Source organism: Candidatus Desulfosporosinus nitrosoreducens, assembly GCF_030954495.1.
Classification (GTDB): Bacteria; Bacillota; Desulfitobacteriia; order Desulfitobacteriales; family Desulfitobacteriaceae; genus Desulfosporosinus; species Desulfosporosinus nitrosoreducens.
In genome coordinates, this window is record NZ_JAVHUW010000048.1 from 139,114 (window position 1) to 165,176 (window position 26,063).

The window sequence follows — 26,063 nt, forward strand, 5'->3', positions numbered from 1 at the left end:
ATAAAATGACTTTTGCCACGCCTTCGGTGTATAAGCAAACTATGGATGCAATTATGGCCTCCGGGCAAGCTGGGGCAGTATTTCCTCATGCGCCAGGAGCTGTATATGGACCCGGAATGGACTCCGGTGGAACATCAACAGGATTAGTGTTCCTCGCGGGCGAACTTGAGAAACAAGATCCTCGCTTGCTTGAACCATTAACAACAATCACTGCACCTCGCGATATCGATATGAAACCCGGCGGCGGTTGGACATCAATTACCAGTAACGTGTTTGTTGATTATGGTACTTCTGGTTCAGATGAAGATAGTATTATGGGCAGTGAGACAACGAACATACCGGTCAGTCAGGCAAACCTATCCAAAGACGTGTTCAAAGTGCATACTTTTAGTGAGATTCTCCGTGCCCCACTGTTCGATGAGCAAAAACTGCAACAAATCGGCAAGAGTTTGTCAAGTATACTTGATAGCGGCATTCGTTTGCACCATGCCAAAATGATCGATCGAAACGTGTATGTCGGTATAAGCAAAACAGGAACCTATGGTTTGGTTAACTCTCCACTTATTACTGCGTCAAGTGCCGCAACTGGGGCAGCTGGGTCAACATTATGGTCCAAGAAAACTCCTGTTGAGATCATGAATGACATTAACCAAGCACTTACCCAAACCGTTATCAACTCTGGCTGGTCATTAGAGGGTATAGCAAACCGTGTCTTGATCGACTGGGCTAACTACGCTTACATTTCCAATACTCCGGTAACTTCCGCAGGTACTCAGTCTATCTTGAACTACCTGCTTGAAAACAATATTGCTAAAAACCAGGGCCAAGAGCTAAAGATATTCCCGCTGTCATGGTGTACGGGTGCAGGCGTTGGCAGTACTCAGCGCATGGTAGTTTATCGCAAAGAAGAAGAAAAAGTAAACATTGACCATCCTGTACCACTTAGCCGCGTATTAACCGCGCCGAACACAGGGACCGTTAGTTTTGAGACAGTATTCGCCTCTCAGTTCTCGCAAGTTAAGTTCCTATACTATAGTTGCGCAGAATACGTGGACGGCATTTAAATCCAATCCAGCTCGGAATAAATATGCAAAGGTAATCACCATAACAGGCGATTACCTTTAATTTTGGAGGGAAAACCATGATTAAGGTTTTAGCAAACAAAGTTCTTGCCTTTAATTGCGGTGAGAAAGACGCTAAAGGAAATATAATTCGTCACTGTACTAAAGTTGGTTTTTGCGAGCTACCTGATTGGGTTGAAAAAGATCCATACTTTCAGGCAGCTATTACCGATAAATCGATCTTGTCCGTAGGGGCTTCCAGCGAAAGCGAAAGTGTGCTGAAAGAGATGGAGAGGCTCGAAGCACTCAAGGCTGAAGTAAAGGCCATGGAAGAGAAGAGAGATTTACTGGCGAAGGAAAATACAGCTGGAACGACTATTGATGCGCCTCCTTCTGATCCAGATCTCGCCACAGATAAAAAATCCAAAGATAAGTAGGTGATCCCTCATGCCATGGGATAACTCAAACAACGCCTACGGTCGAGATGTCGATGCGATAGTTAATCAAACCATAGCAGCTGCATCAAACGTGATTCAAAGTGCGAATCCCGATTATGCATTAAGTGATTTTATCTCGATGTATCCGCAATTTGGACCAGATGCTAACAATAATTACATTGTGCCAGAACCCATCCTGCAGATGTATATCGATCTCGCCTCGGTCTGTGTCAACGCAACGCGTTACCGTAGTTATTGGAAGGCTTGCATGGGATTCTTCATTGCACATTTCGCAACGCTGTGGCTTCAAGGTGCCGCAAACCCGGGAAGTCCAGCGGGAGCAGTCCTAGAAGCAGGTAAAGCCCAGGGACTTGTTACCTCTGAGTCTGTGGGGGATGTATCTGCCGGCACTGATTATAGCGCAATTGCCAATGATCTTAATGGATGGGCGCAATTTAAACTCACGTTATACGGGCAACAGCTAGCCTCTATCGGGAAATTGGTAGGTAAAGCCGGGATGTATATAAGATGAATGGAAATGTTTCAGTTGGCGTCGACGATAGGACAAAACAATTTTTAGAGAGTTTAAAAAGTCTTTCAAAGGTTGATGTCCTTGTAGGCATTCCGGAAGAAACGAGCTCGCGCGAAGGTGAAACAATCACAAACGCCGAGCTTGCATTTATTCATTCGAAGGGATCTCCTTTACAAAACATTCCCGCTAGACCGTTTGTTGAGCCAGCCATTGAAGACAAGGAAAACAAAGAACAAATTATGGCGGAATTGAGTAAGGCAGTCGAAGCTGTTATGAGTGGAGATATTGAGGCCTTAAGCAAAGCGCTTGAGAGTGCTGGCATGGTTGCCCAAAACGTCGTGCGCGATTGGTTTAAAAATCCGAAAAATGGTTGGCCGCCCGATTCTCCATTGACCGTCTTAAATAAACTCAGAAAAGATAAGAGCTCAATAGCTAAGGGGATAGTTCGATATGTTGACGAAGGCGGAAGCTTGTCGGATATTTCGGGCATAGAAGGCATGACGCATCCCTTAATTGATACCGAGCAACTTCGAAAGGCCGTTACCTACGTAGTAAGAGAGAAGGACTGATTAAATGCTGAACATGTCGAGATTGCTCTACAACAAAAGATTTAGTCAGTCCTTTCTTGTTTGCAGGAAAGTAGGGTCGTGGGATCATGGTAAATTCGTGGCATCCTGCTTAATCCCTGCACCAATTCTTACGGGAGTTGTACTGCCTGCTTCAGCTAAGGAAATTCTTCAATTCCCTGAAGGTGATCGTTCTACTTCAATGATGGTTTTCTACTCAGAGAAGGAAATATTGGTGACTCATATCAATGATGGACAAGGCAATCCTGGGACATCCGATGAAATCTATTGGAATGGTAATAATTACAAGATTCTTAATGTAAACCAATTCGGTGATTTTGGCTTTTACAAGGCCTATGGTGTACTGATGGAGGGTGAATGATGGCTGATACTATCCTAACCTTAGATCAACTTGAAAGTATCTTCTATAACCTCACATGCCAGCTCCTCGGCCTTAACCCTGAGGACCCAAACAACTTTGGTAAAGTCCGCGTATCATGGCAAAAAGACGGCACCCCGGGTTGGGCTATTACTGACGATATTGCCTTTCTTCGGATATCAACTTTGAATGATCCCTACACACAACAAAGAGACACTGTTTACACTGGCGGAAATTCAGGGGAATCGAACGTAATTACATCGTATACGAGAGTTCATTCAATACAATGGATTATCTATGGTCCTAATAGTTATGAAAATGCTAATCTTTTGAGAAATGGACTATTTAAATCAGATCTAAGCCTAAACAATCTTTTTCTTGTTTTAGATGTTCCAGTACCCATTCGTTCTCCAGAATTGTTTAATGGTAGATGGTGGGAAAGAAGCGACTTTTCAGTTAGATTTAACGAGAAAGCGATTCTTCAAGGAACCGTGCCGGTTATCCAAGGTGTCAATATTCAAATCAAAACAGAGGAGGGGGTAACAGAGAATGTCAACATTACCTCTTAGTGATATTGTCAACATAAGCGTGGTTATTTCGCCAGTAGCAACAATGCGTAAAGGTTTCAATCTTGGGCTAATCGTTGGTACGAGCGCGGTTATTCCGGTCAGTGACCGCCTAAAAATCTTTACCAGCATAAATGATATGACCGATGGTGGTTTTACCACATCCATGCCAGAATATAAGGCCGCGACGCTGTATTTTTCTCAAAATCCAAAGCCATCTAAGCTAGCAATAGGCCGATGGGATAATACAGGAGAAGAAACGGCATTGGAGGCAATTACCTCATGCAGAGAAAAGAACTCGGATTGGTATGCTTGTTACTTGTGTGGAGCAGTTAAAGATGATATTGAAGCCCTGTCCCCTTATTTTGAAGCTGTTGAACCAGCATCAACCCAGTTTTATACAACTTCAGATGCCGATGTTCTGGCGGGGACAGATGGTAATGTAATGAAAAGTCTACAAGCATTAGGTTTCAAGCGTTCTATCGGACAATATTCGACCTACCCCGATGCAGCTGCATCGATCATGGGATATGCAATGGGAGCCAATACTGGATTGGCTAACACGGCATATACTTTGGCCTACAAGCAGGAAGTTGGCGTAATTCCGGAAGTCTTGACGGAAAATCAAGTCATGCTTATAAAGGGGCAGAACGGGAATGTCTATATCAATAGGGGCAACAACTATAACCTATTCGAGCAAGGTATTATGGCTAATGGAATGCACTTCGATGAAGTACTTAACCTCGACATGCTTGTTAATGACATTCGTACTGCAGTTATGGATCTTCTTGTAGGCATTTCAAAAGTTCCTCAAACAGAAGGAGGCGTAACGCTTTTAATCACAAGTATTACCGGTCCTTGTGAGTCAGCGTTAACGAGAGGATTTCTTGCTCCTGGAGTTTGGAATGCTCCACCAATTATGAGCTTAAGTACGGGAGATAGTCTCTCTAAGGGTTATATAATATTGTCAGAGTCGATTGCAAATCAAAGCGAAGAGGATAGAGCTAACCGTATTGCTCCGCCTATTTACGTATGTCTCAAGCTCGCAGGGGCTATCGAATTTGTGGCTATCCAAATTAATGTTAATCGATAAGAAAGGAGGAGGCTAAATGTATAACACTTATAGCTTTTCGGATGTATCTGCGGTAATTATTCATCCGAGCTTTGGCCAATACATTGCAACTGGGGCAGGACTGGGATCAATAACGACAGATATGACGACCGACAGGACGATCCATGATATTGCTGCTGACGGCAATGTGATGGTCACAAAAGTAAGGGCTCGGAATGGGACAATCTCAATTGCTATCCAACAAACATCCTCACTCCATCAATGGTTAACGAAATTATATAATTATTTAGAGTCAGCCAGCACCGATCAATGGGCAGGAATTATAGTCTCTATTAGGACTCCGGCAATGGCAGAATTAGAGACTTGTACTGGGGTATCATTTACTAAATTACCAAGCAGTCCACGCCAGCAACAAGGTCAAAATTTAACATGGTCGTTAATAGCTGCAGATATTCAGAGAAATCCGGCTTAAGGGCCAGCTTAAGGAGTAATTTTATATGGAAGAAAAAATAGTCGAGATTAAGGGCCGGAAATTCGTGGTGAAGAAATTTGATGCACGAACCGGCTCTTTTATGTTGATCAAAGTAATGGGCATTGTTGCCCCGATGCTTAAAGGATTGGACTTAAATAAAATAACAGAAAAAAATAAGGAAGAAGTTAATCTTAATGATATCGACGTTATTAAGGTTGTATCTGGATTAACTTCTTTGTCTGAGCAAGATTTTAATTATATTCATGATAAATGTTTGCAAGTTTGCTTTGAGGTTCTGCCAGCAGGCCCCGCAAGAGTCATGAATTCAGATGGTAATTTCGGAGTTGTTGGCTTGGAAAATGATTCGGCAACAACATTCCCACTTGTCGCCCATGCCTTAATCTTTAATGTGATGAGTTTTTTCTCCGAAAGCCCCTTAGCTGGAATCCTAGGGGGACTCCTAGGTACGAAGTAGTTCATTGCGAGAACGTCGAAGAGTTTTTGTACGGACCTGTTATCGCTGGGATGTGGCAGCAGCACGAAGTATGGGACGGGACCTATACGTTTGATGATTTATGCGATGCTCACGAAATTTTAAACGTAAAGCGTGAAAATGAGCTCAGAGCGCAAGAAGCTGCAAGGGAGGAAAAATAAATGTTGGATGTCATCAAAGAATACTTAGTCTCAATAGGATTTAAAACTGACGATTCCTCCCTGAGCGCAGCTCAAAACGCCATGAAAAAAGCCGGGGACTCAGTCGATAGCTTTTCGAATTCCGCCGTTAAAGATTTTGCCAAAGCTACAACTGGAGTAGTAAGTTTTGTTGCCACAGCTACACTTGCCTTGGGTAAATTCGTTTCAGGTCTGGCACAATCTGATTTGCAAACAAATATGTTTGCCCGCAGAATGTGGATGAGCACGGACGCAGCTAGAGCCTATCAATCCTCTCTTAAGGCGCTTGGAGCAAGCATAAACGACTTGTACTTAAGCCCCGAACTCATGGAGAGATTCCAAGAGCTTAATAATCTTGCCCATCAGTTAGCTGTACCAACGGCGGATTATGAAGACGCTATGAGGGGTGTTCGCGATATTACCTTCGAATTTCAAAAGCTTAAATTGGAAGGTATGTATGCCCTGCAATGGATTGGATACTATCTTACAAAATATTTAGCCAGTCCAATGGGAGATTTCAAAAAGGGTCTTTCAGATCTTAATACTAAAATACAACAGCATATGCCAGAATGGACGGCTAAGATTGCCGAGGTAGCTAGTTGGTTCGTTAGGTTAGCGGAGGCTGCTTGGAGTATTAGAGGAGCCATAGGAACGATAATAAGCATATTTACAGGGTTTAAGATACTAACCATGTTAGCAACTCCACTAGGACTATTTGTAGCAGGTTTAACGGCTTTACTGCTCTTAGTTGACGATTTCAATACTTACGTCAACGGTGGAGAATCGGCGTTCCCTAAACTTTGGGCATGGGTGATTAAATTCAAAGATAGCTTAAAAAATAATGAGACCGTAAAAGCTTTCATCAAAGATATTAAAACAATTGCTGAAGATATTAAATATTTTGGGCAAAAACTCGAAGAATTCCTTAACTCAAAAGAATTTCAAGATAAACTTAATTTCCTAATAAAAGGACTTGAAAAAATATGGACATGGATTGAAAGTGTTGGAAGATCGCAGACGTTCAAAACTTTCCTGAGTAATAATGAGAGATATGTTACTATTCTTTGGCATGGAATAGAAACTCTATGGAATTGGATTGTAAAACTATGGAATAAGTTATCTGAAAATGATACTTTTGGCGGCTTAGCTCAAGCCCTAGGAGATCTGTATGGAAGCGTTGTTGATTTAGTAAGCGCCTTTGGCGATATGTTTAACTTTATGGGAGATGCTGGAGCAGGTGATTTATTATCAACGGCTCTCGTATCAGCTTTAGGCATTGTAAGAGACACGTTAACGTCTATAGCCGGATTAATTACAATTGTTGCTGGCGAATTAAAGGGTTTATTTACCGGGGATTATAGCGGCCTTGAGAAGGGATTCAAGTTATTTATGGATGGAATCCCCAAAGGAATTGCCGATGCTGTGAAAGGATCTTTTAGCGGAGAAAAGAAATCTAATCCCAAGCCGGAAAAGAAATCGTCATTCGAGGAAGACCAAGAAAGTCAATCGGGAATCAAGCAAACGATCTGGAATCCAAGCAAAAACGGGATATCGGGATCTAATGGTAATGACGCAACAGCTAACAACTCGACCATTAAATATGAAACAAACCATAACTACAATAATACTTCGAACCAGACCACGAACATAAATCAAGCTCAAAAGGACAATGCTCCTTCATGGAACTCTTTTAAAGAAAATATTCCTGGCTCAGAAATGGCTCCAGCAAGTGTTGATTGGGCAGCGCTTAAAAAAGGATTTACGGCGTTCATAAATTCTATTCCACAAGAATTTGGTGATATTACAAAAGGATTATTCCAAATGGCAAAAGGATACGGGAATAACCAGTTTAGCGTGGGCGGGACTCCTATCAGCTATCTTTACCCGCAAACAACTTCATCAAGTATTTCCCAGGTGTCCATGAAGCAAAACTATTATATCTACGGCGCAAACGATCCTCAATCCGTAGCTAAAACAGTAAGCGGAGTAACAACAACGTCGCTAACAAGGCATTTTCAAGGGGTGAATAGATAATGTCAACAGTACCCCAGGACTTATCAATTTACGGTATCACAGAAAACTCGGCGTTTCTCCAGTGGTTTTCGACCGGCGCTGATACTAATTATGCTGATATACTTTGCTATGCAACGGATAACCTTAGTACGCCGGTATTTTCCAACCAAAATATCTACACTCCAAATACGCAATATTATAGCTCACAAATTACCGGGTTAAAGCCAAGTAAAACGTATGTTGCTTTTATACACACTAAACTCGATCAACAAGGTACCGGGGAAAGCGCACTCTCTAAATCTCCTCAATTTACAACCTTAGCAGATACGACAGGTGATCCGAATGTAAGTCCTATCGCGCAACAGCTCGTATATGTTAAAACGAACATTGCTGGCTATTTTTTTGATGCCGTATTGCAGACTAATTATACTCGCAGCTTAACTATTACCGACCATCCGGTTGAAACCGGGGCGGCGATTACTGACCATGCTTATGTAAATCCCGTTGAATTGGTCATGCAAATCGGTATGTCGGACGTTGCGACAAGTATAGTACCAGGGCAATTTTCACAGGGTTCATCGAGGTCCTTAACTGCTTTTCAGGTATTAACTAAATTGCAGGAACAAAGAATTCCGATGAACGTCATGACACACTTGGGATTATTTAAGAACATGCTCATTTCCGAAATAGCTGTTCCCGACGATTATACGACCTTGTACGGGTTAAAAGCTACTGTAACATTGAGAGAGGTATTTGTGGCTAGTGTTAAGACGGTTAAGGTTAGTGCCAATCCGCATGTGACAGATTCAACGAACAGGGGCGTAGTGGTGCCGCAGACACCAAATAAAAGTGTTGTAAAGTCAATAAAGGATAAATTAGAAAATGCTCCGCTAGGAACCCTACAAAATGCTTAAAAATTTTTTATTTTATGAATACATCTTTCCTTTGTTAATATATGTTATTATTTTATCAAGGGAAGGTGACTTAACGTGATGAATAAAAAGATATTATTATCTCTAGTAGGATTGTGTTTTATTGGTGGATTGACTTTTGGGATTTATAGAACAGGAATAGCGGCAAATGTATTAAAATCCGCAACTCAAAAACAAAATACCTCCGTATCTGTTCCTGATACTCAAAGTTCAATAACTCCCGATGACAAAATCACCGTGTCAACTCCTGCACCAGATACTAAGGGCAAAAAAGTACAATTGACCCAGTCGGATGACGCGGCATCAAATGGCAAAAACCAACAAGAAGATAATCTTAATAAACTAATTGCAAGTGGGGAAATTATTGAAGCAAAAGAGGGAGAAGTGTATCCTATTAGGAAAGCGATTGTTGCAGATAAAAGTGTTCTTTTTTGCGTAGAAGGTAATCGCACCGCTAATCCTGATATGATGTTGCCACCAGGTAGATATTATGCTGTTATTGATTTTTCAATACTAAACCTTCAAAATAAGTCATACTTAAGTAGTTTAAGCAATTTTGTTTTAAAGGATTCTAACGGATATACCTTTCGCCCCGTTTCAATAGAAGGGACAGTAGGCGATATATCCGGTGAAATACTTAATGGTTCAGATAATATGAGGCGCGGAGAAATAGCTTTTGCAGTTCCCACTACCGAACAGCAATTTGTATTACAGGTGGAAACTGGTCTAGATACCAAGAGTATTGATTTTGCGATAAACGCAATTAGTCCAAATCTCGCATGGCCTAAGCCATATAACTGAAGTAGTATTTATAAAATTTGATAAGAAACGCTAGTCTAACACCTTTGGGTGTTTTGGGATAATGACTAGCAAAAAGGCCAACTCTCTTGAGTCAGCCTTTTTTGTTAATCATTACTTGTTGATGATCTAATTATAGCCTGAGTTTGTATCTGCATTCTTTCATTGGACTTCTTTTCGCTAACTACCATTAGTGCATGTATTAATCCAGGAAAATAAAAGAGCAACGACAAAACTAAATTCAAAATTGCCTGGATAGGTTTTCCGCAAAGTAGTACAGCCAATGGTGGACAGATAATTGCTAAGAAATACATTTTAATCGCTCCTTGCATTATTTATTGAAATAATTATACGTTTTATGACGAAAGAGATTCCACAGAATATTGTCGAAAAGATAAGTTTAAAAATGAAATATATGGTATTATATCTAGCAAGAGGGTCGATGTCGCTTCCTTATTGGAAGCGTGGATTGAAATAAATTCCACATCGATGTTGAATTTGTCACCGACGAGTCGCTTCCCGTAAGGAAGCGTGGATAGTCTCTAACACCTTCGGGTGTTTTTCTTTTTGAATTTTTTAAGTATAAGGAGTGAAAGAGACATGAATTTAGTACCCGTTGAGCAAAAGTTAGTTGATTTTAATGGCACGGAGATTATGGCCGCCAAGTGCAACGACGGCGAAATTTACGCCGGTGTTAAATGGTTTTGTAAAGGTTTAGGCATGGACGAACGTAAACAACGGTATGAGGTTGAGCGAATGAACGCAGATATAGTCCTGCAAAAAGGTATCCGAAAAATCGGACTCCCTACCGAAGGCGGAAATCAAGAAGTAACTTGCTTAAAAATCGACTTTCTCCCCCTCTGGTTAGCCAAAATTAACGCAAATATCATTGATAATCCAGAAATCCAAGAACGCTTAGTCGAATATCAACTCAAAGCTAAAGATGTCTTAGCGGAAGCTTTTATAACTAAGCAATCTAAAGCGGTCGACATGACCGAATATCAAAAAAGCGTAATCAAAGCAAAGGAGGCGAATGCCCGAGCACGCGAGGCGGGAATACTCCTGAAAATCGCCGGTGGATACAATGGGACATATCGACAAGTTCTCGAAAGTCATGCTACAAGAATTATCACCGGGGAATTCCTACTTCCTCTTCCTGAGGCAGGACCTAAGACATATTCCGCAACAGAAATAGGCAAAGAGTTAGGCATATCTTCAAATATGGTAGGAATACTTGCGAACAGGCACAATCTTAAGACTGAAGAGTATGGAAAGCTCTTCCACGATAAATCAAGACATAGCAATAAGGAAGTCGAAACCTTTAGATACTTTGAAAGTGTAATACCAGTCATGAGAACTCTTATTCCGATAAACAGATGATGTCGCCTCCCAAAGAGGAGCGTGTATAGTCCCTAACACCCTTCGGGTGTTTTTCTTTTGCCCAAAAGATCGTTTAATGATTAACCCTAATTAATTGATAAAAAGAAGGGAAAAGGAACTTATCGCCGAAAGAGTACAAGGAGAGGTGAGGGAAAAGTGGATAATTTTCTCGGAACCCTAGTATTCCTACTTCCAGGTGTTTTAGCCTACTTCTGGCTACAGGCTTTTGGAATTAATCCAGTCGTAAAACATACACCCGGTGAATTTACAGCGGTAGCAGCTTTATTATGGCTCCCAGTATCCTTTGGGACATTGCTCTTATATAATTGGGCAGTTGTTAATGTCCATTATTTTAGTGGAGTAAAACCAATTTGGATCATCAAGGATTTGCTAAATGCATCTGGGAGCTTGGTATTCCTGACTGCCTTTTTTATGTTAAGTCTTGTTGTTAGCTTTTTTATTAGCGCGATCTGGGCTAAATGGGGATATAGAATACTCTTGGTATTAATTAATACCATCAGAAAGTGGAGGGGTGTAGCTGCTTTTTCGAAAGGAACCTCAGTTTGGGAGACCGTATTTTTAAATAATGACGATCAATACATTGAATTTGGCAGATTGGATATCCCAGAAAAAGCAATAGTAGGTAGAATAACAAAAGCGTCCCGGCCTTTTGAGCCAGAACGCAATCTATTTCTAGATAAGACGGCAAATGTAAGAAAGATAATTGATGAATATGAAATTCCTATAACTAATATATTCATTGATACAAAGACAGGTTTATACATTAAAATTTTAGATAAGAATTCAGTTGATGGGGCAATGCCCTTTGTAGAGATTACTGGTCTTTCTTCTTCGGAGGCGGCGGTGGGGGTTGAGTAGCAACCTTTAGCGGTTTATCACATGAATCTCTTGTTGCTTTAGTTATTGGTTTATTCTTATCTGTCATATTAATCCCTCCTCTCTGCAAATTAGCTGTGACAAATACTAATTTTGACAAAAGGAGGGATTATCCTTTTCTTAAGAAGAATTTTCTTTAAAGTGAAATATTATTAAGCCGTCCAATCGACGGTTATTTTTATGCTCCAAAAAGGAGGATTCGCTATGAGCATGATGATAATTCCAACCACATCAGATCCGGATCAATCGTTTGTAACAACCATACCTGTTGATGGCAAGAACCTAAAGCTAAGACTCCGAATCCGATATAATAATGTGGCTGGTTATTGGGTCATGTCAATTTCAGATCCGAATACCAACGCGCTAATTCTTGATAACATTCCTCTGTTGGCCGGTGGGTACCCGGCAGCTGATCTCCTGGAGCAATACTCTTACCTAGGGCTTGGCAGTGCATGTATTGTTAATGTAGGTAATAGCTCTATGGATAGTCCTGATGCGACGACCTTGGGCAGTGATTTCCTGCTTGCGTGGGGATCGGCGGATTAAATATGCCGTAAAAGGGTGATGATGCAGTTGTCTAACGCTGATTTTATAGCAAACCTAGTCCCTGGTGCTCAACAAGGGTATTCCTTGTATGGTGTTTTACCCTCTATAACGATTGCTCAGGCTATTATTGAGAGCAATTGGGGAACATCATATTCAGCAAACTATGACAAAAACCTTTTTGGAATTAAAATGGCTGGCGCAAAGTCTCCGGGAATGAATATTGTACAAGGATCTTACGCCACGGATGATGGTGGATATTATCGAAGATATCAGTCGTGGGGAGATTCAATGATCGACCACGGCTTTTTCCTTGCAAATAATTCTCGGTATGCGAATGTAATTGGAAATACCGACTACAGATCAGTAGCTAATAACCTGCAATCTGATGGGTATGCCGGGGATTCGGCAACCTATGCTAGCTCGCTAATTAGTACAATTAAAGCCAATAATCTGACTCAATATGATATTGGAAGTTATACTGGCAGATCAATAGATTCCACAAATCCAGGTTCTGATGTTCCGACGACTCAATACAGTATAGTCTCAGATAGTACGTGGACCTCTCCTGACATACTTTATGGGCGCCGGTGCAGGGTTATTGTTAGTAGCTCTGATGGGCAAACAGCCCTTGACGTATCTGATCTTCGAGTTGTATTTAGCTGCGTTAAAACAGCGGCACAATTACAGCCTCAATTCTCAACGATTGTAATCTATAATTTGAGCCCTGAATCCGAAAATACAATTATTCAGGAGGGGAACCGCGTTACTTTAGAAGCTGGCTACGAAGGAAGTCAATATGGACTTATCTTTGACGGTGACGTAGTACAGGCCATAAGGAACAAAGAAGATGGAACGACATATACTCTAACTCTGGTTGCAGCTGACTCAGACCGATGGATGAGTTACAGTCAATCTAATTTCTCTCTGGTCAGAGGGCAAAACAATCGAAGCGTAATCGAAGGATTAGCCAGTAAAGCGACAATACCCACGCAACTTGGCAGTATATCAGACTCTTTGTCGACCTCTCAGTTAACGAGAGGCAAAGTTATCTTTGGGCTTACCCGCGATTACATTCGGCAGATCGCCAAGTCTGAAAATGCAGCGGCATATATTGAGGGTGGAAAAATCAATTTTGTAAAGGCCAGTGACATTCCGGATGGAGAGATTTTGGATCTATCTCCAGATTCAGGATTAATCGGCGTTCCCGAGCAACAAGATTATGGAGTAACAATCAGTTGTCTTATGAACCCGCAAATTAAATTGAACTCTTTAGTTCATGTGGATAATACTTTGGTCCATGCTCAGCAATTTGACCAAGGGCAACAAATATATACTCTAGATCAAGATGGTATTTATAGGGTTATCCAAATAACTTATATGGGTGATACAAGAGGGAATGATTGGTATACAGAACTTGAGACCGTGACGCAAGCTGGAGCTATTCCTGCAATGATTACTAATTCTACGCAATCAGCGCAGTAGGGGGATGATAAAACTTGCTTACGTACGCAGAGAGATCGAATAGTCAATTCGAAATGTATAATCGCATGGGCGATAAATGGGGAGTAGATCTTAGGTCAGCTATGCCAGGTATTGTGCAAAGCTTTGATCCCGTTGAGCAGACAGTAACGGTTCAACCAGCAATACAAGAGCGAATAATTGACGATTCTGGTAATGTGAATATGGTCAACTTGCCTTTGCTCTTAGATGTACCAGTCTGCTTTATCGGCGGCGGTGGATATACAATGACTTTCCCGATCCAAAAGGGTGATGAATGTTTGGTGATTTTTGGCGACCAATGTATTGATTCATGGTGGTCTAATGGCGGCGTGCAGGCCCCCATTGAACAACGCAGGCATGATTTATCTGATGCATTTGCGGTTGTCGGCTTAAGAAGTCAACCAAGAAGACTTTCGAATTACAGCACAATTTCAACGCAAATTCGATCAGACGACGGAAATCAATACATTGACTTATCGCCAAACGGTATAGCGATTAAAGGAAATGTATCAATTGAAGGAACTTTAACAGCAAGCGGAATAAATATGACCACTCACACTCACACTGCTCCTGCTGATGGCGGGACGACCAGCGGCCCGAGTTAGGAGGATCTATGAAATATCGATCTTTAGATTCGAACGGAGACTACACAATGGGCAATATGCAAGCCTTTCTTAGCGATATCGATGCCGTAGTGCAAGCGATAAAAACAAACCTCTTACTCCTCAAAGGAGAGTGGTGGGAGGATACAAGTGAAGGATTACCGTTATTCCAGAATATTTTAGGTCAACCAGGAACATCTGAGAAAATATCCGCTGCAGACTTACTGATTAAAGAACGTATCTTAGCAACACAAGGAGTTTTGGACATTATCAATTTCCAAAGTTCTTATGAGAATAGGAAATATACAGTGGTAAGTTGCTCAGTTAATACAATTTATGGAACTGTTACAGTATCGGGGGTGAGTTTATAAATGGCATACGTAGCCCCATATATTGATGCTGCAGGATTGCATCTGCCATCTTATCAAGACATACTTAATGACCTAATTCAGCAAGCTAAAAATATCTTTGGACAGGGTATTTATTTAGGAATAGATTCGCAAGACTATCAATTTATTTCGACGTTTGCCTATAAGATGAATGATACCATGCAAGCAATTCAACTTGCCTACAACAGTAGAGGACCAGGAACAGCAATTGGTCCGTCCCTTGATGGATTAATTAAACTTAACGGCATTAAACGTAGCGTTCCTACCTATTCAACTTGTCCAGTTACGTTAACAGGAATATCTAACACTGTCATATACAACGGTGTAATCCAAGACCAAAGTGGTTATAAATGGAGTTTACCTGCCACAGTTATAATTGGAACAAACGGAACGGTTGATTCTACAGTAACCTGTCAAACTGTTGGGCCAATAGTAGCTAGTGCGGGAGAAATTAACATTATCGCAACGCCTACTTATGGCTGGACTACAGTTGTAAACAATGCCGCTGCTACCCTTGGAACAGCTATAGAAACCGACTCCCAGCTCAAGGCTCGTCAAGCTATCAGTACAGCACAACCCAGCCTGACAGTACTCGAAGGAACTAAAGGGGCAATCGCGGCGCTGCCGGGTGTAACAAGGTTTAAGGTTTACGAAAACGATACCTCAGCACCAGATTCAAACGGCCTGCCGGCACACAGCATAACGGTTTTGGTTGAAGGTGGGAGCGATGCCGACATAGCAAAAACTATCTATAACAAAAAAGGCCCGGGTTGCCTGGCTAATGGAACTACTGTAGTAAATATCACAGACCAATATGGGCAAGTCATGCCAATTGGTTTTTATCGACCAACGTATGTAGATGTAGACGTAGTTATAAACGTTAAACAATTAACTGGATATACGTCGGCAATGACGACAGCGATTCAAGCGGCAATAGCTGCTTTTTTAAATGGGATGGCAATGGGAGCTACTGATATCCCGGTTAATAACTTTTTCGGGTCTGCCTTATCAGCTCAAGATATTTTAAACCCAACCTACTCAGTGACTTCCATAACCGCATGTAGGCATGGGGAGACTCCAGGGACCGCAGATATTACCACAGCCTTTAATGAGGCGGTACGCGGTAATGTGGACTATATTACAATCAATGTTTCGTAGGAGGATGTACTATGATCCCTAAATTTCCTAGTTCAATTGTTCCTTGGACAGACAAGCAAGATAATATCAATGATGTGCTGGCTGCTGATATCAACCAGGCATATGCGGAGATAGTTGCTATCGAAACTGCGGTTAGTAATGGTTTTGGTAAGGGTGGAGTAATTACCATAGCACCTTCCGATTCTCAGCAGAAGTTAAATGCCCGATATGTATTAGATGGGACAAACGATGCGGCTACGATTAATGAAATTATAGGGTCTTTAGCAAGTGGCGATGAAGTCAAGATATTGGACGGTACGGTTAACCTTGAAATGCCTATTCGTCCATCAATACCTATAACTTTGGCAGGATCAGGAGATTTGGCGACTATTTTCAAGATTAATCCCAGTACAGATATAAATGCTTTTGAAAATCTAACTAAAGTCACAGGTCTTACCTTAAAAGAATTTGCGGTTGACGTGAATAAGCAAAATAATTCGTTTGTTAATGGAGGAACGGCTCTTCACTTATGGTTAGATCAAGGCACCATAATGAAAGTTCGAACAAGAAATGTAGCAAAAAATAGTTTAGCATTAAATTTTGATAATTTTGTTACAGAGGACACCGGATTCTTGAATAAAGTATTATTTTGTAATTTTGAAGATAGCGATCAAGAAGGAATTTGTTGGGGATGGAGAATGACAAATTCTTGGTTTTGCTTTAATAATGTAGGGTCAGTTGAAGCTAATCTTAAGGTACAGGGATCTGTCGCTCGTTTTATCGGAAATCATTTTGATGGCGGGTCCCCTCAGTATAATGTACTCATGGCTGATAGCGCTCAAAATATTTTGCTTAGTGATAACATTTATGAAATGGGGCAGCAAGGCTGCATTTATATTAGTTCTGGAGCGCTTCATTTAACTATTAAAGGTAGTATGTTTAGTAACCCGGGCTGGAGTGAAGCTGGGCATGATTTTATCCATGTCGAAGGCCTAGTGAACGGAACAGATCTTAGCAAAGGTATTATCATATCAAACAATCAGTTTAAAGCAGAAAATGTAAACGTAAGGCACTGTGTATATTTGAAACAAGTAAATGAAGTAACTATCATGGGTAATCATTTTGAAGGCTACAACGCCGATAACCCTATTGGAATAGATGTGTCCACTGTTACTAACTATGAAGTAATGGGTAATTGCGGAAACAATGAAATAAAAGAATATGCAGCACAAGTGAATTTGCTTAAATATAGTAGTCAGCTAGACAATACGGTATGGCTAGCCTCAGGAGCCACAATTACCCCAAACGTTGATACGGCGCCTGATGGCCAACAAACTGCAGACGAAGTCACCGTTACATCAAGTAGTCATATGCTTAAGCAGAGCGTCGCTGTTTCACCCAATACTCAATACTGTTTTAGCTTTTACGCTAAAAACAAAACGGGCGGTACTGCGGCGAGCTATAGCGTTTATGACAATACAAACAGTGTGGATATTATTCCTTCAACATCCTACCTAAGTCAACTTAACACCTCTGATTTTACTAGGGTTTCTGTTCCTTTTACCACTCCGGCCGGATGCACAAGTGTCGGAGTATATTTATTAAGGGATTCGGGGTCCGGTGTTGATGTGGTATTAGCAGATATCCAGTTAAATACCGGTTCAACGGCCGCCACCTATGAGCCAACTTATGGATAATCGGGTGATGAAATGAAGTATGGGCAAGCGAAATATGGAGCTTTCAAATATGGCACAGAGGTTGAGTTCGCACAGGATAAGTTCCCGGATATTCAAAGATACCTCAATCTTATTACTTCAGAGCACCAGAATAAGCCTAAGCTTGCGGCTTGGCTGGCAGCTCCTCTGAGTATCCTTGATGACGGAACGAGTTTAGCAAATAATCTCAGTACGTACTTTGATATTGACACGGCGGTCGGTGTTCAACTCGATATGTTAGGCGACATCGTGGGCATCAAAAGGACTGTAAACTTTCAGCCTACTGATGGGTCTAGTCCGGTTCTTGACGATACGACCTATAGATTAGTTTTACATGCCAAAATCCTACGGAATATGTGGGACGGAACTCTTCCTAGCCTATATACAATGTGGGATATTCTTTTTACCGATGCCTATTTAATTGTGAGAGACAATCAGAACATGACGATGGATGCTTTCATCATAGGCTTGTCCTCTCAGCTTCAGAAAGATCTTACAACAAACGGTTATCTGATCCCCAAACCCCAAGGAGTTCAAATTTATTGTTCATATTCTGATACTGCTCTGTTCGCCTTTGGAGTTGAAAGCACAGATCTAAAAGGATTTGATGAAGGCACATGGAGTTCAATTTTCTAAAGGAAAGGAGTTGTCTTGATTGGCTGGAAGTACGAATTTCCTTGTTTTTAATCCGACTGATACATCCAATACAGACACTGATATTGAATATTTGGCCGAGACTCAGAGAACTAGCGGTCTTCAAAATGGTATCGCAAAAACTAGAATGCATAACAAGTTTTACCGTCAGACATCAGTTATGGTCGCGGCGTTAGCTCAGTTTATGGCGAATCAAGGTCAGACGGTAAGCGATGATAACGTTAACGCTTTAGTTACAGCTATAACTAATACGTTTGATGTAAGTGGATCAAACCTTCTTAAGGCAAGTGTAAGCGAGGTATCTATAACTGGTACTTCTCAGCAAACTATTGCCACATATACCCCTCCTGCGCGCGGCAATTATCAAATAGATTGTTATTTTAGAGTTGTTACAGCTCCTACAATGGTTACAATTACCGTAACATACACGGACGCTACTGGAGCACAGACGAATACAATGATAAGCCAGATGGTTCCAGTCGGAAGCTATAATTTGGTGCCTTTAATTATCAATGCTAATGCAGCTGCGATAAGTGTGAATGTGACTGCAGGAATAGCAAATCAAGTTTATATATCCTCGTCGATTCTGGGGGTGTAAGGGATGTCTCAATTAATTTTACCGGGTGATGCAGGTCCTGGTGATGTTCTCGCGGGTAAAAAGTTTTGCGCGGGGACCGTCTATAATGGACAAGGTACCATGCCAAACAATGGGGCGGTAAGTGGCGCAGTAGCATCAAACGGCGGCACAAAGACCATTCCATCCGGATACACAACGGGTGGAACAGTAACGGCAACAACAGACAGTAATCTAGTAGCTAACAATATTAGAAGCGGAATCAGCATATTTGGGGTAGCAGGGAGTTATTCCGCAGGTACTATTAACCCCACAGGTAATGCAACGCCCACTCAGGTTCTGAGTGGAACTACATTTAGTAGTGCAACTTATCCAAATGGATCTACGGGCACAATGGCCAACAACGGAGCTGTTACGCTTACCCCGGGGCCTTCAAACGTGGCCATACCAGCGGGATATCATAATGGGTCTGGAATTGTTTCGGCCGTTTCAGTACCGGCAGGAAATGTGTTAAGTGGGACAACTATAGCAGGTACGTCCGGGGCTATGGCCAACAACGGAGCTGTCGTAATGACTCCGGGAACAGCTAATCAAGCAATTGCTACAGGGTACCACAATGGAAGCGGCTATGTAAAAGGTGACGCTAATCTTGTCACTGGCAACATCAAGGCCGGGGCCAGCATATTTGGTGTGGCCGGCAAAAGTAGTGTGGTGGATACCTCAGATGCCAATGCTGTTGCAAGCCAAATTCTCAGCGGATTATATGCATATGTAAACGGGGTTAAATTAACTGGGACCATACCGTCTAAAACAGCACAAACTTATACACCCGGAACATCTGCCCAGACAATTTCAGCAGGACAGTATCTTTCGGGAGCACAAACAATATCGGGCGATGCCAATTTAATAGCGGCTAATATTTTGTCAGGCAAATCTATATTTGGAGTGTCAGGGTCGTATCCTGATTATCAGTTGATGACAGCAAGTGATGCAACTTTAGCATCAAGTACGACGACCGTGAGTACGTCTAGTACGTCAATGGCACAGGTAAAACAATTCCGGGTAACTGGCCCTCGCGGTATTATTAGAGTTAAGTTTGATTTCGGATCAGGGAATGCAGGGACTACTACTTCTGCTCAGGTATATAAAAACGGCGTCGCTGTAGGAACGTTGCGTACAACGAGTTCAACTACTTTTGTAACATATACTGAAGATATATCATTTAGTTCTGGTGATTATATTCAGATATATGCTAGTACTACGAGTACAATGTATGGGCCACAAATTAAAAATTATTACCTATGCGGAACATTGCCAACAGTAATGACAATTACTTAATTGGAGGTTTATTGATGCTTACAACAATTCAATATACAGATGATGCTAATAAACAGGCTATCATTACTGAAAATACAGATAAAATTTTAATTGAAATTAGAAATCTCATTGATGGTAACTATTTAGTATTTTCTGACCAAAAAATAAATGGCGATGTATTATCAGATGTTCAGACGTCTAAGTTAGCTCAAATTAATGATCTTTATAATCAAAAGCTTGCAGTAGGTTTTACTTCTTCGGCAAGCGGGACAGCCCTGACTTATGGCTATGCTGCAACCGATCAAATGAAATTTATGCAAGTAGCACTTGAGGTCCTTTTGAGTCCTACGACGGCTTTCCCGGTTACGGTGCATCCAAAAAACGGCTCGAGCGTTACCTTGGATCAAACGCAGTATAATCAGTTGGTAGCTGATATAGCCGCATTTGCAAAACCCCTAGATGCTCAGCAGCATAGTTATATTACTCAGGTTAACGCCTGCACAACGGTTGACCAAGTTAACGCAATAACAGTTCAGTTTTAATCTAAGCGCCGAGAGGGCGTTATTTTATTGCCAAAAAAGAGCAAAGGCACATTAACTGGTGTCTTTGCTCATAGAGGAGGTTAAGTATATAAATAGGAGATAAAGTCATCAGGGCTTTACCATCTTGACGCGATTAACATTTTTTGAAATTATTGATTAGACTTAATTCCATTATCAGTAAAAAGAAAGGAGATAGAGTAAAGACCTGCAAGCCCAACTATTGCATAAATTATCCGGCTTAATGAAGATGAGGACCTCAACGCGTTTCCGCCAAAAATAGCAGCCACAAGGTCCCATTGAAACACACCGACTAATAACCAATTAATAGCACCGATAATTACAAGTATTAAAGCGGTTTTTGCCAACCAATTCATTTTAGAAAGTCCTCCTTATCCGTAGTTTGTTTCTATTATTGCAAAATTTATTGATTTTATACTCGGGGTCATCGTTATCTTTAACTGTCATTTGACGGCTATTTTTATGCCCCAAAAGGAGGTCTGCCCATGAAACCCGGAAATTTCATACTCGTCCAAGGCTCAGGCCCCATATCGGACGGAATAGCATTCTTCGAGCGCAGCGGATTTACCCACGCTGCGCTTGTCTCTGGAGAAAACATAATACTTGAGGCGACTCCCAACGGAATACAGGAGAATCCTATTGAATATGAACGATATGCAGTATTCGAATTCATTGATGTCACTGACGAACAGCTCAAAGGAATGGTCGATTTTGGCCGGAGTCGCTTAGGCGAAGGATATAGCTTCCGCCAGGACGCAGGTTTTGTGATTAACGGTATTTTAGAGGAAATGGGCTTAGAGCGTATACCAGGACTCTTGGCAGAGAAAAAGAAAATTGTTTGCTCTGCGTTCGTTGACCTTTGCGCCCGGAGCCAAGGAATCATTGCTCGGCCAGACCGGAAGCCGGGGGACGTTACACCGGCAGGCCTGAGTTATTCGCCGAGAATTAGGATTATCGAGAATCATAATTTGTGGGAGTTGTAAACTAAGGAACCACGAGAAGCCTGACTACATATCTTATACAGAAAGATAGGACGAGCTAATTAAGGTAGGCTACCGAGGAGGGGACATTCTTGGATCAAACAACAGCAATTTCGCTGATAGTGGCAGTAGGCTCTGTGAGCGCGATCATCTTTAGTTATATAGGATACTCAAGGGGGATTAAGAAGGACTCCTATTCAGCCGGAACAGTAAGAGGCACCCTAGAATCAGACATAGCCTATATCAAGCATCGAACCGATGATGTTTTATTGGAACAAAAAGATACCAATAAGAGCTTAAATGCTTTGTCCGAACGGGTAACGAGGGTAGAAGAAAGCACCAAATCTGCCCATCTTCGAATTAATGCTGTTGAGGAGAAGGTGGACAAATTTTGAGTGAGGTCCACATTATGCTACTATAATAGGCAATAGGAGATGATGAATTGTAATGAGGAAACTCAATGATTTTCTTGCCGAGAAGGCAACGCTTGTATTCGGGACGATGTGGATGTTTTACGCCTTCTTTATCTACGGCCTATTACCTCTGATTCCCATATTAGCTCGCTATCAAAGTCAAATTTTTTATTGGTCAGGTTGGGTACAACTCTGGGCGCTGCCTCTGCTTATGGTTGGCCAAAATGTTCTTGGCCGCGCAGGAGAAAAGAGAGATCAAGAGACGCATGATGCAGTTATGCAAGAATTAGCATTTGTAAAAGAAGAGTTGGCCCTCGCCAGAAATGAGCGCGAGGAACTTAAGATGCTTTTGGCACATTTACATGTAAAGATACCTGACGTAATACGGCAATGTGATCTATAAAGAGTCACCTAAACGGGCGGCTCTTTTATTTTTGGATTTTTAATAAGAAAGGAGATTCGAAATGAACGGTATTGATTGCGCGACTAGACTGACTACAACTAGCGTCCAGGCCTTAAGGCAAGCAGGAATATTAGCGGTAGGTCGTTATCTTGGCTATCAGCGCGGTTGGGCGAAATCACTTACTCCGGACGAAGCCAAGGCGATCCATGCTGCCGGGCTATCTATTTTTTTGATTTGGGAGTCAGCTCCAACGAACAAGAGTTATTTTACTTATGCTAAAGGTATTTCCGACGCCGCGGCCGCGATATCTGAAGCCGAATACCTTGGGGCTCCTGATGGTGTGGCAATCTACTTCACGGTTGATTATGACGCTCCGGCTGCCGACATGTTGGCTATCAAGGATTATTTCCAGGGTGTAAAGGATGGCCTGGGCGGTAAATATCTCATGGGGGTTTATGGACCTTACTTAGTCATGAAGTCTGTTGTGGCGGATCGATACTTCCAGACTTATGCATGGTCAGGAGGACAGACGGAGCCAAATCATATTTATCAGTATCAAAATGATACCAGCTTAGCCGGGATCGCGGTGGATCGGGATTATGTCAATGATGACGCTGGGCTATGGGGACCTAATGAACTGTATCAAATAGATGATGTAAAGGAGAGCGAATTTGAGATGGATTTCGCAGTCGTTTATTTCACGGCTAATGATTATTCAATCGCAAAAGCTATTGCAGACCTACATGGTGGCTGTGCAATGTTCTGCCGAAATGGGAGTGCAGCAGTTCATCCGGACGCGAAGAAGGCAGGTAAAATCTATACGGTGGGTGGTCCCGCATTGGGCTGGCCTAATGAGGTTTACTTGTCGGGGGATAAAGCTTTGGATACTGTTAACGCTGTTGCCCAGGCTTATGTAGCAGGGAAATTAGCTTAATAATTTTTAATAAGTAATTCTTCCTCGCCCCGGCAGACGAGGATTCACCAGGGCAACTTGTAAGTAATTCTTACAGGTTGCTTTTCTATGCCGAAATTTAAGGAGGTACATTTATATGGATGTTCAATCAATTATTTCCGGTTCACTCACTGACATTGCAATGGCACTTGTAAGCGCTCTTATTGCGCTGGCCGGAGTCTATCTTAAGAAACACTTTACAGCGAAACAGCTTGCTACTGCTGCCGGTATCGCTCAGTATGCCGTAAACTTCGCGGTGCAAGCTGCCAAAAAGCATGGCATTACTGCCGATTTGGGTAAATACAATGCTGCGCTTGGTAAGGCAAAAGAACTGGCTGCTAAAGCTGGAATTAAAATGACGGACTCTGAGTGGGAGGGTCTAATCGAGAGTGAGTACAAAAAAGCCAAGGATGAATTAGCGCAATTAGTTGGAACCGCCACGCCGTATACGCAAGATGAAATCACGGCCATGATCCAGGGAGAAGTGCAAAAGTTTAAGGAAGAAGTCCAGAAAACAGCTCCAAGCGTACCGGTTGATTTGATTACCGATACGGTTAAAGAGCAACTTGGCAAGATGGCTTTGACGGTGAATGTTGCGCCGGTTGCAGCTGCATCACAGCCCGAGGTAATCCCTGCGCCAGCCCCTGCCGAAAACGTTATTCCTGCACAATAAATAAACAGCGTTGCCGGACGCTAAAATGAAAGCCCACCTCCAATCAAGGGAGTGGGCTTTTTTGCGTTACTGTGACAAGTTTCACCTTATTTCGCGAGAGAGTTGTGATAAAATTAAATCACCAAGAACAGAAAGACAATTAAGAAATATTTATGGATTTTTATGAAGTAGGAGGAAGGAGGAATTGGGGATAAAAGGCTATAATGGCAAAACAATAATTAAAAAAATCAACAACGTGTGGTGAACCCTCAATATTGTTAAAGTGATTTATTTAAAATTAGAAATCGACAGCCATGAAGAAATGTTTGCAATTATCATTCAAGATAAAAAAGGAATACTTTATTTTATATGGAGGCTTAATGTGTTTAAAAAGAAACTAATATGTTTATTTATTTTAATTGTAATGCTACTTAGCTTGCCAACTGTATCATTTGCTGAGGGAAATGTAACATGGAACCCAGATGACAAAGGCAGTAGCATTGTCTTGTCTGATGGTAGCTTATTAGATGTTTCAAAGAGCGCAAACAGTTGGTGCGGTATTCGTGCAACAGTGGGAAGGGAATCTGGAAAGTATTATTGGGAAGTTACAGTTAATAATGTTGGCACAACTGCAGGTGGAGATTTTTTTGATATCGGTATTGCTAACAAAAATTTTAACATAAATGGACAAAGTGCAGGTAGTATTAATGTGGCTGCATATGGTAATGCAGGAATGAAAAGAGGATTCGGTGCTGATGGACCTACAGGTGTTTATTCTACCTTTACGACAGGTGATGTTATTGGTGTTTTGTTAGACTTAGACGCGCACACCATTGCATTTCAGAAAAATGGCACATTGCAGTTTTCGGGAAGCATATCAGGGACAACGTGGTACCCAATGATTAGTTTTTACTGTATAAACGCAACAGCAACAACTAATTTTGGCGCGACTTCATTCAAGTATACTATACCTTCAGGATATCAACCATACGATTCATCTCTTTTACAGAGTAGCCCAACGAACTTGTCGGCTACTGTGGGTAATGGACAAATAAGTCTAGCGTGGGATGGGGTCACTGGCGCTACAAGCTATAATATGAAGAGATCGACAACGGCCGGCGGACCTTATACTTCTATAGCCCAAAACGTTTCGGGGACAAGTTATAGTGATACTTCGGTAACTGCCGGAACAGCTTATTATTATGTCGTGACGGCGATTACCAGCGGAGGCGAGAGCGCTAATTCAAACGAAGCTTCGGCTACCGTTCCGGCTCCAGCCGATGACCGCCTTTATGTACTTCTGGACATAAATGAGCAAGCACAACTCAGCGTCAGCGATAATCTTAGTGATAATGCGACCCTGACTTGGATGTCTTCCGATCCGACAGTAGCAACGGTTGATGCTAACGGAGAAGTGACAGCGATAAAAGAGGGTGAATGCAAAATTACGGCTACTAATAGCGATGGGACATTTACGGACTATATCCCGGTTAAGGTGATGAAAGGTGCCGAAAATTTTAGGCTTGCCCTGAATCTTAAAGCAGGGGAGTCTAAGCGCTTGTGGATATCCGATAACAGCTCAACTGTTTCATGGACGACGATGGACCCTAGTGTCGCTACTATAGACAACACCGGAAAAGTCACCGCAGTGGCGAATGGTTTGTGCATCGTTCAGGGAGAGTTAAACGGCAAGACTTATTATATTTATGTAAGAGTTAATTAACTAAAAAATTATACGAATCCCTCTCTCGCTTAGGCAGGGGAGGGATTTTATGCATGGTACAAATTCAAAGTGATTTAAGAAATAGAAGAAATTTTAGTATTATGCAGGGTTTTGTATTGTTCTTATAGAAGTAAATTGGTTAATTTTTAAAAAGTTCATATAGTTTGGA

At 41.7% G+C, this 26,063-nt stretch carries 33 protein-coding genes; 31 read left to right on the forward strand and 2 right to left on the reverse strand.

The window, feature by feature from the left end:
• Positions 1-5 precede the first annotated feature (5 nt).
• From REC12_RS11310 to REC12_RS11365, 13 genes are all read left to right on the forward strand, one after another.
• A complete protein-coding gene (locus tag REC12_RS11310; protein WP_308894570.1) occupies positions 6-1,064 on the forward strand; it encodes a major capsid family protein in 1,059 nt (352 codons plus the stop codon).
• Positions 1,065-1,141: 77 nt separating this feature from the next.
• The gene (locus tag REC12_RS11315) at positions 1,142-1,498 is read left to right on the forward strand and encodes a hypothetical protein (protein WP_308894461.1); all 357 of its coding nucleotides are present in this window, start codon (positions 1,142-1,144) and stop codon (positions 1,496-1,498) included.
• Between the two features lie 10 nt (positions 1,499-1,508).
• On the forward strand, positions 1,509-2,030 hold the full coding sequence (locus tag REC12_RS11320; RefSeq protein WP_308894463.1) for a DUF4054 domain-containing protein: 522 nt from the start codon (positions 1,509-1,511) through the stop codon (positions 2,028-2,030).
• On the forward strand, positions 2,027-2,599 hold the full coding sequence (locus tag REC12_RS11325; RefSeq protein WP_308894465.1) for a plant Invertase/pectin methylesterase inhibitor family protein: 573 nt from the start codon (positions 2,027-2,029) through the stop codon (positions 2,597-2,599). The genes REC12_RS11320 and REC12_RS11325 overlap by 4 nt, the downstream gene beginning before the upstream one ends.
• 4 nt (positions 2,600-2,603) lie before the next feature.
• Positions 2,604-2,978 carry a hypothetical protein gene (locus tag REC12_RS11330; RefSeq protein WP_308894467.1) on the forward strand — a complete coding sequence of 125 codons (375 nt, stop codon included), beginning with the start codon at positions 2,604-2,606 and terminating at the stop codon, positions 2,976-2,978.
• Positions 2,975-3,544, forward strand: coding sequence for a phage neck terminator protein (locus REC12_RS11335; protein WP_308894469.1), 570 nt, complete (start codon positions 2,975-2,977; stop codon positions 3,542-3,544). Before REC12_RS11330 ends, REC12_RS11335 begins: the two co-directional genes overlap by 4 nt.
• Positions 3,525-4,634 carry a DUF3383 family protein gene (locus REC12_RS11340; RefSeq protein WP_308894471.1) on the forward strand — a complete coding sequence of 370 codons (1,110 nt, stop codon included), beginning with the start codon at positions 3,525-3,527 and terminating at the stop codon, positions 4,632-4,634. The genes REC12_RS11335 and REC12_RS11340 overlap by 20 nt, the downstream gene beginning before the upstream one ends.
• 16 nt (positions 4,635-4,650) lie before the next feature.
• Positions 4,651-5,085, forward strand: coding sequence for a tail tube family protein (locus tag REC12_RS11345; RefSeq protein WP_308894473.1), 435 nt, complete (start codon positions 4,651-4,653; stop codon positions 5,083-5,085).
• Positions 5,086-5,110: 25 nt separating this feature from the next.
• A complete protein-coding gene (locus REC12_RS11350; RefSeq protein WP_308894474.1) occupies positions 5,111-5,560 on the forward strand; it encodes a phage tail assembly chaperone in 450 nt (149 codons plus the stop codon).
• Between the two features lie 50 nt (positions 5,561-5,610).
• Complete coding sequence (locus REC12_RS26485; protein WP_374214201.1) at positions 5,611-5,739, forward strand: DUF6889 family protein; 129 nt, start codon at positions 5,611-5,613, stop codon at positions 5,737-5,739.
• Entirely contained in the window at positions 5,740-7,791 is a 2,052-nt protein-coding gene (locus tag REC12_RS11355; RefSeq protein ID WP_308894475.1) for a phage tail family protein, read from the forward strand.
• Positions 7,791-8,684, forward strand: coding sequence for a fibronectin type III domain-containing protein (locus tag REC12_RS11360; RefSeq protein WP_308894477.1), 894 nt, complete (start codon positions 7,791-7,793; stop codon positions 8,682-8,684). The genes REC12_RS11355 and REC12_RS11360 overlap by 1 nt, the downstream gene beginning before the upstream one ends.
• 78 nt (positions 8,685-8,762) lie before the next feature.
• Complete coding sequence (locus REC12_RS11365; RefSeq protein ID WP_308894479.1) at positions 8,763-9,503, forward strand: DUF4352 domain-containing protein; 741 nt, start codon at positions 8,763-8,765, stop codon at positions 9,501-9,503.
• Between the two features lie 104 nt (positions 9,504-9,607).
• Here REC12_RS11365 and REC12_RS11370 read toward each other — a convergent pair whose 3' ends face one another.
• Positions 9,608-9,832, reverse strand: a complete 225-nt coding sequence (locus REC12_RS11370) for a YqaE/Pmp3 family membrane protein (RefSeq protein ID WP_308894481.1) — start codon at positions 9,830-9,832, stop codon at positions 9,608-9,610.
• Positions 9,833-10,100: 268 nt separating this feature from the next.
• On the opposite strand from REC12_RS11370, the gene REC12_RS11375 reads away from it, so the two are divergent.
• From REC12_RS11375 to REC12_RS11430, 12 genes are all read left to right on the forward strand, one after another.
• On the forward strand, positions 10,101-10,880 hold the full coding sequence (locus REC12_RS11375) for a phage antirepressor N-terminal domain-containing protein (protein ID WP_308894482.1): 780 nt from the start codon (positions 10,101-10,103) through the stop codon (positions 10,878-10,880).
• Between the two features lie 156 nt (positions 10,881-11,036).
• On the forward strand, positions 11,037-11,759 hold the full coding sequence (locus REC12_RS11380; protein ID WP_308894483.1) for a hypothetical protein: 723 nt from the start codon (positions 11,037-11,039) through the stop codon (positions 11,757-11,759).
• Positions 11,760-11,981: 222 nt separating this feature from the next.
• Positions 11,982-12,323 carry a phage baseplate plug family protein gene (locus tag REC12_RS11385; protein ID WP_308894484.1) on the forward strand — a complete coding sequence of 114 codons (342 nt, stop codon included), beginning with the start codon at positions 11,982-11,984 and terminating at the stop codon, positions 12,321-12,323.
• Between the two features lie 27 nt (positions 12,324-12,350).
• The gene (locus tag REC12_RS11390; protein WP_308894486.1) at positions 12,351-13,805 is read left to right on the forward strand and encodes a glycoside hydrolase family 73 protein; all 1,455 of its coding nucleotides are present in this window, start codon (positions 12,351-12,353) and stop codon (positions 13,803-13,805) included.
• Positions 13,806-13,819: 14 nt separating this feature from the next.
• Positions 13,820-14,428: a Gp138 family membrane-puncturing spike protein gene (locus REC12_RS11395; RefSeq protein WP_308894488.1), complete on the forward strand. Its 609-nt coding sequence runs from the start codon at positions 13,820-13,822 to the stop codon at positions 14,426-14,428.
• A gap of 8 nt (positions 14,429-14,436) precedes the next feature.
• Positions 14,437-14,796 carry a contractile injection system sheath initiator gene (locus REC12_RS11400; protein ID WP_308894490.1) on the forward strand — a complete coding sequence of 120 codons (360 nt, stop codon included), beginning with the start codon at positions 14,437-14,439 and terminating at the stop codon, positions 14,794-14,796.
• Positions 14,797-15,972, forward strand: coding sequence for a baseplate J/gp47 family protein (locus tag REC12_RS11405; protein WP_308894492.1), 1,176 nt, complete (start codon positions 14,797-14,799; stop codon positions 15,970-15,972).
• 11 nt (positions 15,973-15,983) lie between these two features.
• Complete coding sequence (locus REC12_RS11410; protein ID WP_308894493.1) at positions 15,984-17,648, forward strand: phage head spike fiber domain-containing protein; 1,665 nt, start codon at positions 15,984-15,986, stop codon at positions 17,646-17,648.
• A 12-nt stretch (positions 17,649-17,660) separates the two neighbouring features.
• A complete protein-coding gene (locus tag REC12_RS11415; protein WP_308894495.1) occupies positions 17,661-18,302 on the forward strand; it encodes a baseplate wedge 1 family protein in 642 nt (213 codons plus the stop codon).
• Positions 18,303-18,321: 19 nt separating this feature from the next.
• Entirely contained in the window at positions 18,322-18,918 is a 597-nt protein-coding gene (locus tag REC12_RS11420) for a hypothetical protein (RefSeq protein WP_308894497.1), read from the forward strand.
• Positions 18,919-18,921: 3 nt separating this feature from the next.
• A complete protein-coding gene (locus REC12_RS11425; protein WP_308894498.1) occupies positions 18,922-20,232 on the forward strand; it encodes a hypothetical protein in 1,311 nt (436 codons plus the stop codon).
• 14 nt (positions 20,233-20,246) lie between these two features.
• Positions 20,247-20,753 carry a DUF4376 domain-containing protein gene (locus REC12_RS11430; protein WP_308894500.1) on the forward strand — a complete coding sequence of 169 codons (507 nt, stop codon included), beginning with the start codon at positions 20,247-20,249 and terminating at the stop codon, positions 20,751-20,753.
• A 149-nt stretch (positions 20,754-20,902) separates the two neighbouring features.
• Here the strand turns inward: REC12_RS11430 and REC12_RS11435 are convergent, their stop codons facing one another.
• Positions 20,903-21,127, reverse strand: a complete 225-nt coding sequence (locus REC12_RS11435) for a DUF378 domain-containing protein (RefSeq protein WP_308894502.1) — start codon at positions 21,125-21,127, stop codon at positions 20,903-20,905.
• A 129-nt stretch (positions 21,128-21,256) separates the two neighbouring features.
• On the opposite strand from REC12_RS11435, the gene REC12_RS11440 reads away from it, so the two are divergent.
• From REC12_RS11440 to REC12_RS11465, 6 genes are all read left to right on the forward strand, one after another.
• On the forward strand, positions 21,257-21,754 hold the full coding sequence (locus REC12_RS11440) for a C40 family peptidase (RefSeq protein WP_308894504.1): 498 nt from the start codon (positions 21,257-21,259) through the stop codon (positions 21,752-21,754).
• 89 nt (positions 21,755-21,843) lie between these two features.
• A complete protein-coding gene (locus REC12_RS11445) occupies positions 21,844-22,146 on the forward strand; it encodes a hypothetical protein (protein WP_308894506.1) in 303 nt (100 codons plus the stop codon).
• A gap of 52 nt (positions 22,147-22,198) precedes the next feature.
• Positions 22,199-22,567: a hypothetical protein gene (locus REC12_RS11450; protein WP_308894507.1), complete on the forward strand. Its 369-nt coding sequence runs from the start codon at positions 22,199-22,201 to the stop codon at positions 22,565-22,567.
• A 61-nt stretch (positions 22,568-22,628) separates the two neighbouring features.
• Positions 22,629-23,501 carry a DUF1906 domain-containing protein gene (locus REC12_RS11455; protein WP_308894509.1) on the forward strand — a complete coding sequence of 291 codons (873 nt, stop codon included), beginning with the start codon at positions 22,629-22,631 and terminating at the stop codon, positions 23,499-23,501.
• A 115-nt stretch (positions 23,502-23,616) separates the two neighbouring features.
• Positions 23,617-24,192: a phage holin, LLH family gene (locus tag REC12_RS11460; RefSeq protein WP_308894511.1), complete on the forward strand. Its 576-nt coding sequence runs from the start codon at positions 23,617-23,619 to the stop codon at positions 24,190-24,192.
• A gap of 262 nt (positions 24,193-24,454) precedes the next feature.
• Positions 24,455-25,894, forward strand: coding sequence for an Ig-like domain-containing protein (locus REC12_RS11465; RefSeq protein ID WP_308894513.1), 1,440 nt, complete (start codon positions 24,455-24,457; stop codon positions 25,892-25,894).
• Positions 25,895-26,063 lie beyond the last annotated feature (169 nt).

Coding starts and splice junctions, on each gene's coding strand:
- REC12_RS11360 (WP_308894477.1), top strand. CDS start 7,791: ATGTCAACAGTACCCCAGGACTTATCAATTTACGGTATCACAGAAAAC.
- REC12_RS11335 (WP_308894469.1), top strand. CDS start 2,975: ATGATGGCTGATACTATCCTAACCTTAGATCAACTTGAAAGTATCTTC.
- REC12_RS11340 (WP_308894471.1), top strand. CDS start 3,525: ATGTCAACATTACCTCTTAGTGATATTGTCAACATAAGCGTGGTTATT.
- REC12_RS11320 (WP_308894463.1), top strand. CDS start 1,509: ATGCCATGGGATAACTCAAACAACGCCTACGGTCGAGATGTCGATGCG.
- REC12_RS11375 (WP_308894482.1), top strand. CDS start 10,101: ATGAATTTAGTACCCGTTGAGCAAAAGTTAGTTGATTTTAATGGCACG.
- REC12_RS11315 (WP_308894461.1), top strand. CDS start 1,142: ATGATTAAGGTTTTAGCAAACAAAGTTCTTGCCTTTAATTGCGGTGAG.
- REC12_RS11435 (WP_308894502.1), bottom strand. CDS start 21,127: ATGAATTGGTTGGCAAAAACCGCTTTAATACTTGTAATTATCGGTGCT.
- REC12_RS11355 (WP_308894475.1), top strand. CDS start 5,740: ATGTTGGATGTCATCAAAGAATACTTAGTCTCAATAGGATTTAAAACT.
- REC12_RS11310 (WP_308894570.1), top strand. CDS start 6: ATGACTTTTGCCACGCCTTCGGTGTATAAGCAAACTATGGATGCAATT.
- REC12_RS11325 (WP_308894465.1), top strand. CDS start 2,027: ATGAATGGAAATGTTTCAGTTGGCGTCGACGATAGGACAAAACAATTT.
- REC12_RS11440 (WP_308894504.1), top strand. CDS start 21,257: ATGAAACCCGGAAATTTCATACTCGTCCAAGGCTCAGGCCCCATATCG.
- REC12_RS11405 (WP_308894492.1), top strand. CDS start 14,797: ATGGCATACGTAGCCCCATATATTGATGCTGCAGGATTGCATCTGCCA.
- REC12_RS11330 (WP_308894467.1), top strand. CDS start 2,604: ATGCTGAACATGTCGAGATTGCTCTACAACAAAAGATTTAGTCAGTCC.
- REC12_RS11345 (WP_308894473.1), top strand. CDS start 4,651: ATGTATAACACTTATAGCTTTTCGGATGTATCTGCGGTAATTATTCAT.
- REC12_RS11455 (WP_308894509.1), top strand. CDS start 22,629: ATGAACGGTATTGATTGCGCGACTAGACTGACTACAACTAGCGTCCAG.
- REC12_RS11385 (WP_308894484.1), top strand. CDS start 11,982: ATGAGCATGATGATAATTCCAACCACATCAGATCCGGATCAATCGTTT.
- REC12_RS11370 (WP_308894481.1), bottom strand. CDS start 9,832: ATGCAAGGAGCGATTAAAATGTATTTCTTAGCAATTATCTGTCCACCA.
- REC12_RS11460 (WP_308894511.1), top strand. CDS start 23,617: ATGGATGTTCAATCAATTATTTCCGGTTCACTCACTGACATTGCAATG.
- REC12_RS11410 (WP_308894493.1), top strand. CDS start 15,984: ATGATCCCTAAATTTCCTAGTTCAATTGTTCCTTGGACAGACAAGCAA.
- REC12_RS11450 (WP_308894507.1), top strand. CDS start 22,199: ATGAGGAAACTCAATGATTTTCTTGCCGAGAAGGCAACGCTTGTATTC.
- REC12_RS11430 (WP_308894500.1), top strand. CDS start 20,247: ATGCTTACAACAATTCAATATACAGATGATGCTAATAAACAGGCTATC.
- REC12_RS11365 (WP_308894479.1), top strand. CDS start 8,763: ATGAATAAAAAGATATTATTATCTCTAGTAGGATTGTGTTTTATTGGT.
- REC12_RS11415 (WP_308894495.1), top strand. CDS start 17,661: ATGAAGTATGGGCAAGCGAAATATGGAGCTTTCAAATATGGCACAGAG.
- REC12_RS11425 (WP_308894498.1), top strand. CDS start 18,922: ATGTCTCAATTAATTTTACCGGGTGATGCAGGTCCTGGTGATGTTCTC.
- REC12_RS26485 (WP_374214201.1), top strand. CDS start 5,611: ATGTGGCAGCAGCACGAAGTATGGGACGGGACCTATACGTTTGATGAT.
- REC12_RS11350 (WP_308894474.1), top strand. CDS start 5,111: ATGGAAGAAAAAATAGTCGAGATTAAGGGCCGGAAATTCGTGGTGAAG.
- REC12_RS11400 (WP_308894490.1), top strand. CDS start 14,437: ATGAAATATCGATCTTTAGATTCGAACGGAGACTACACAATGGGCAAT.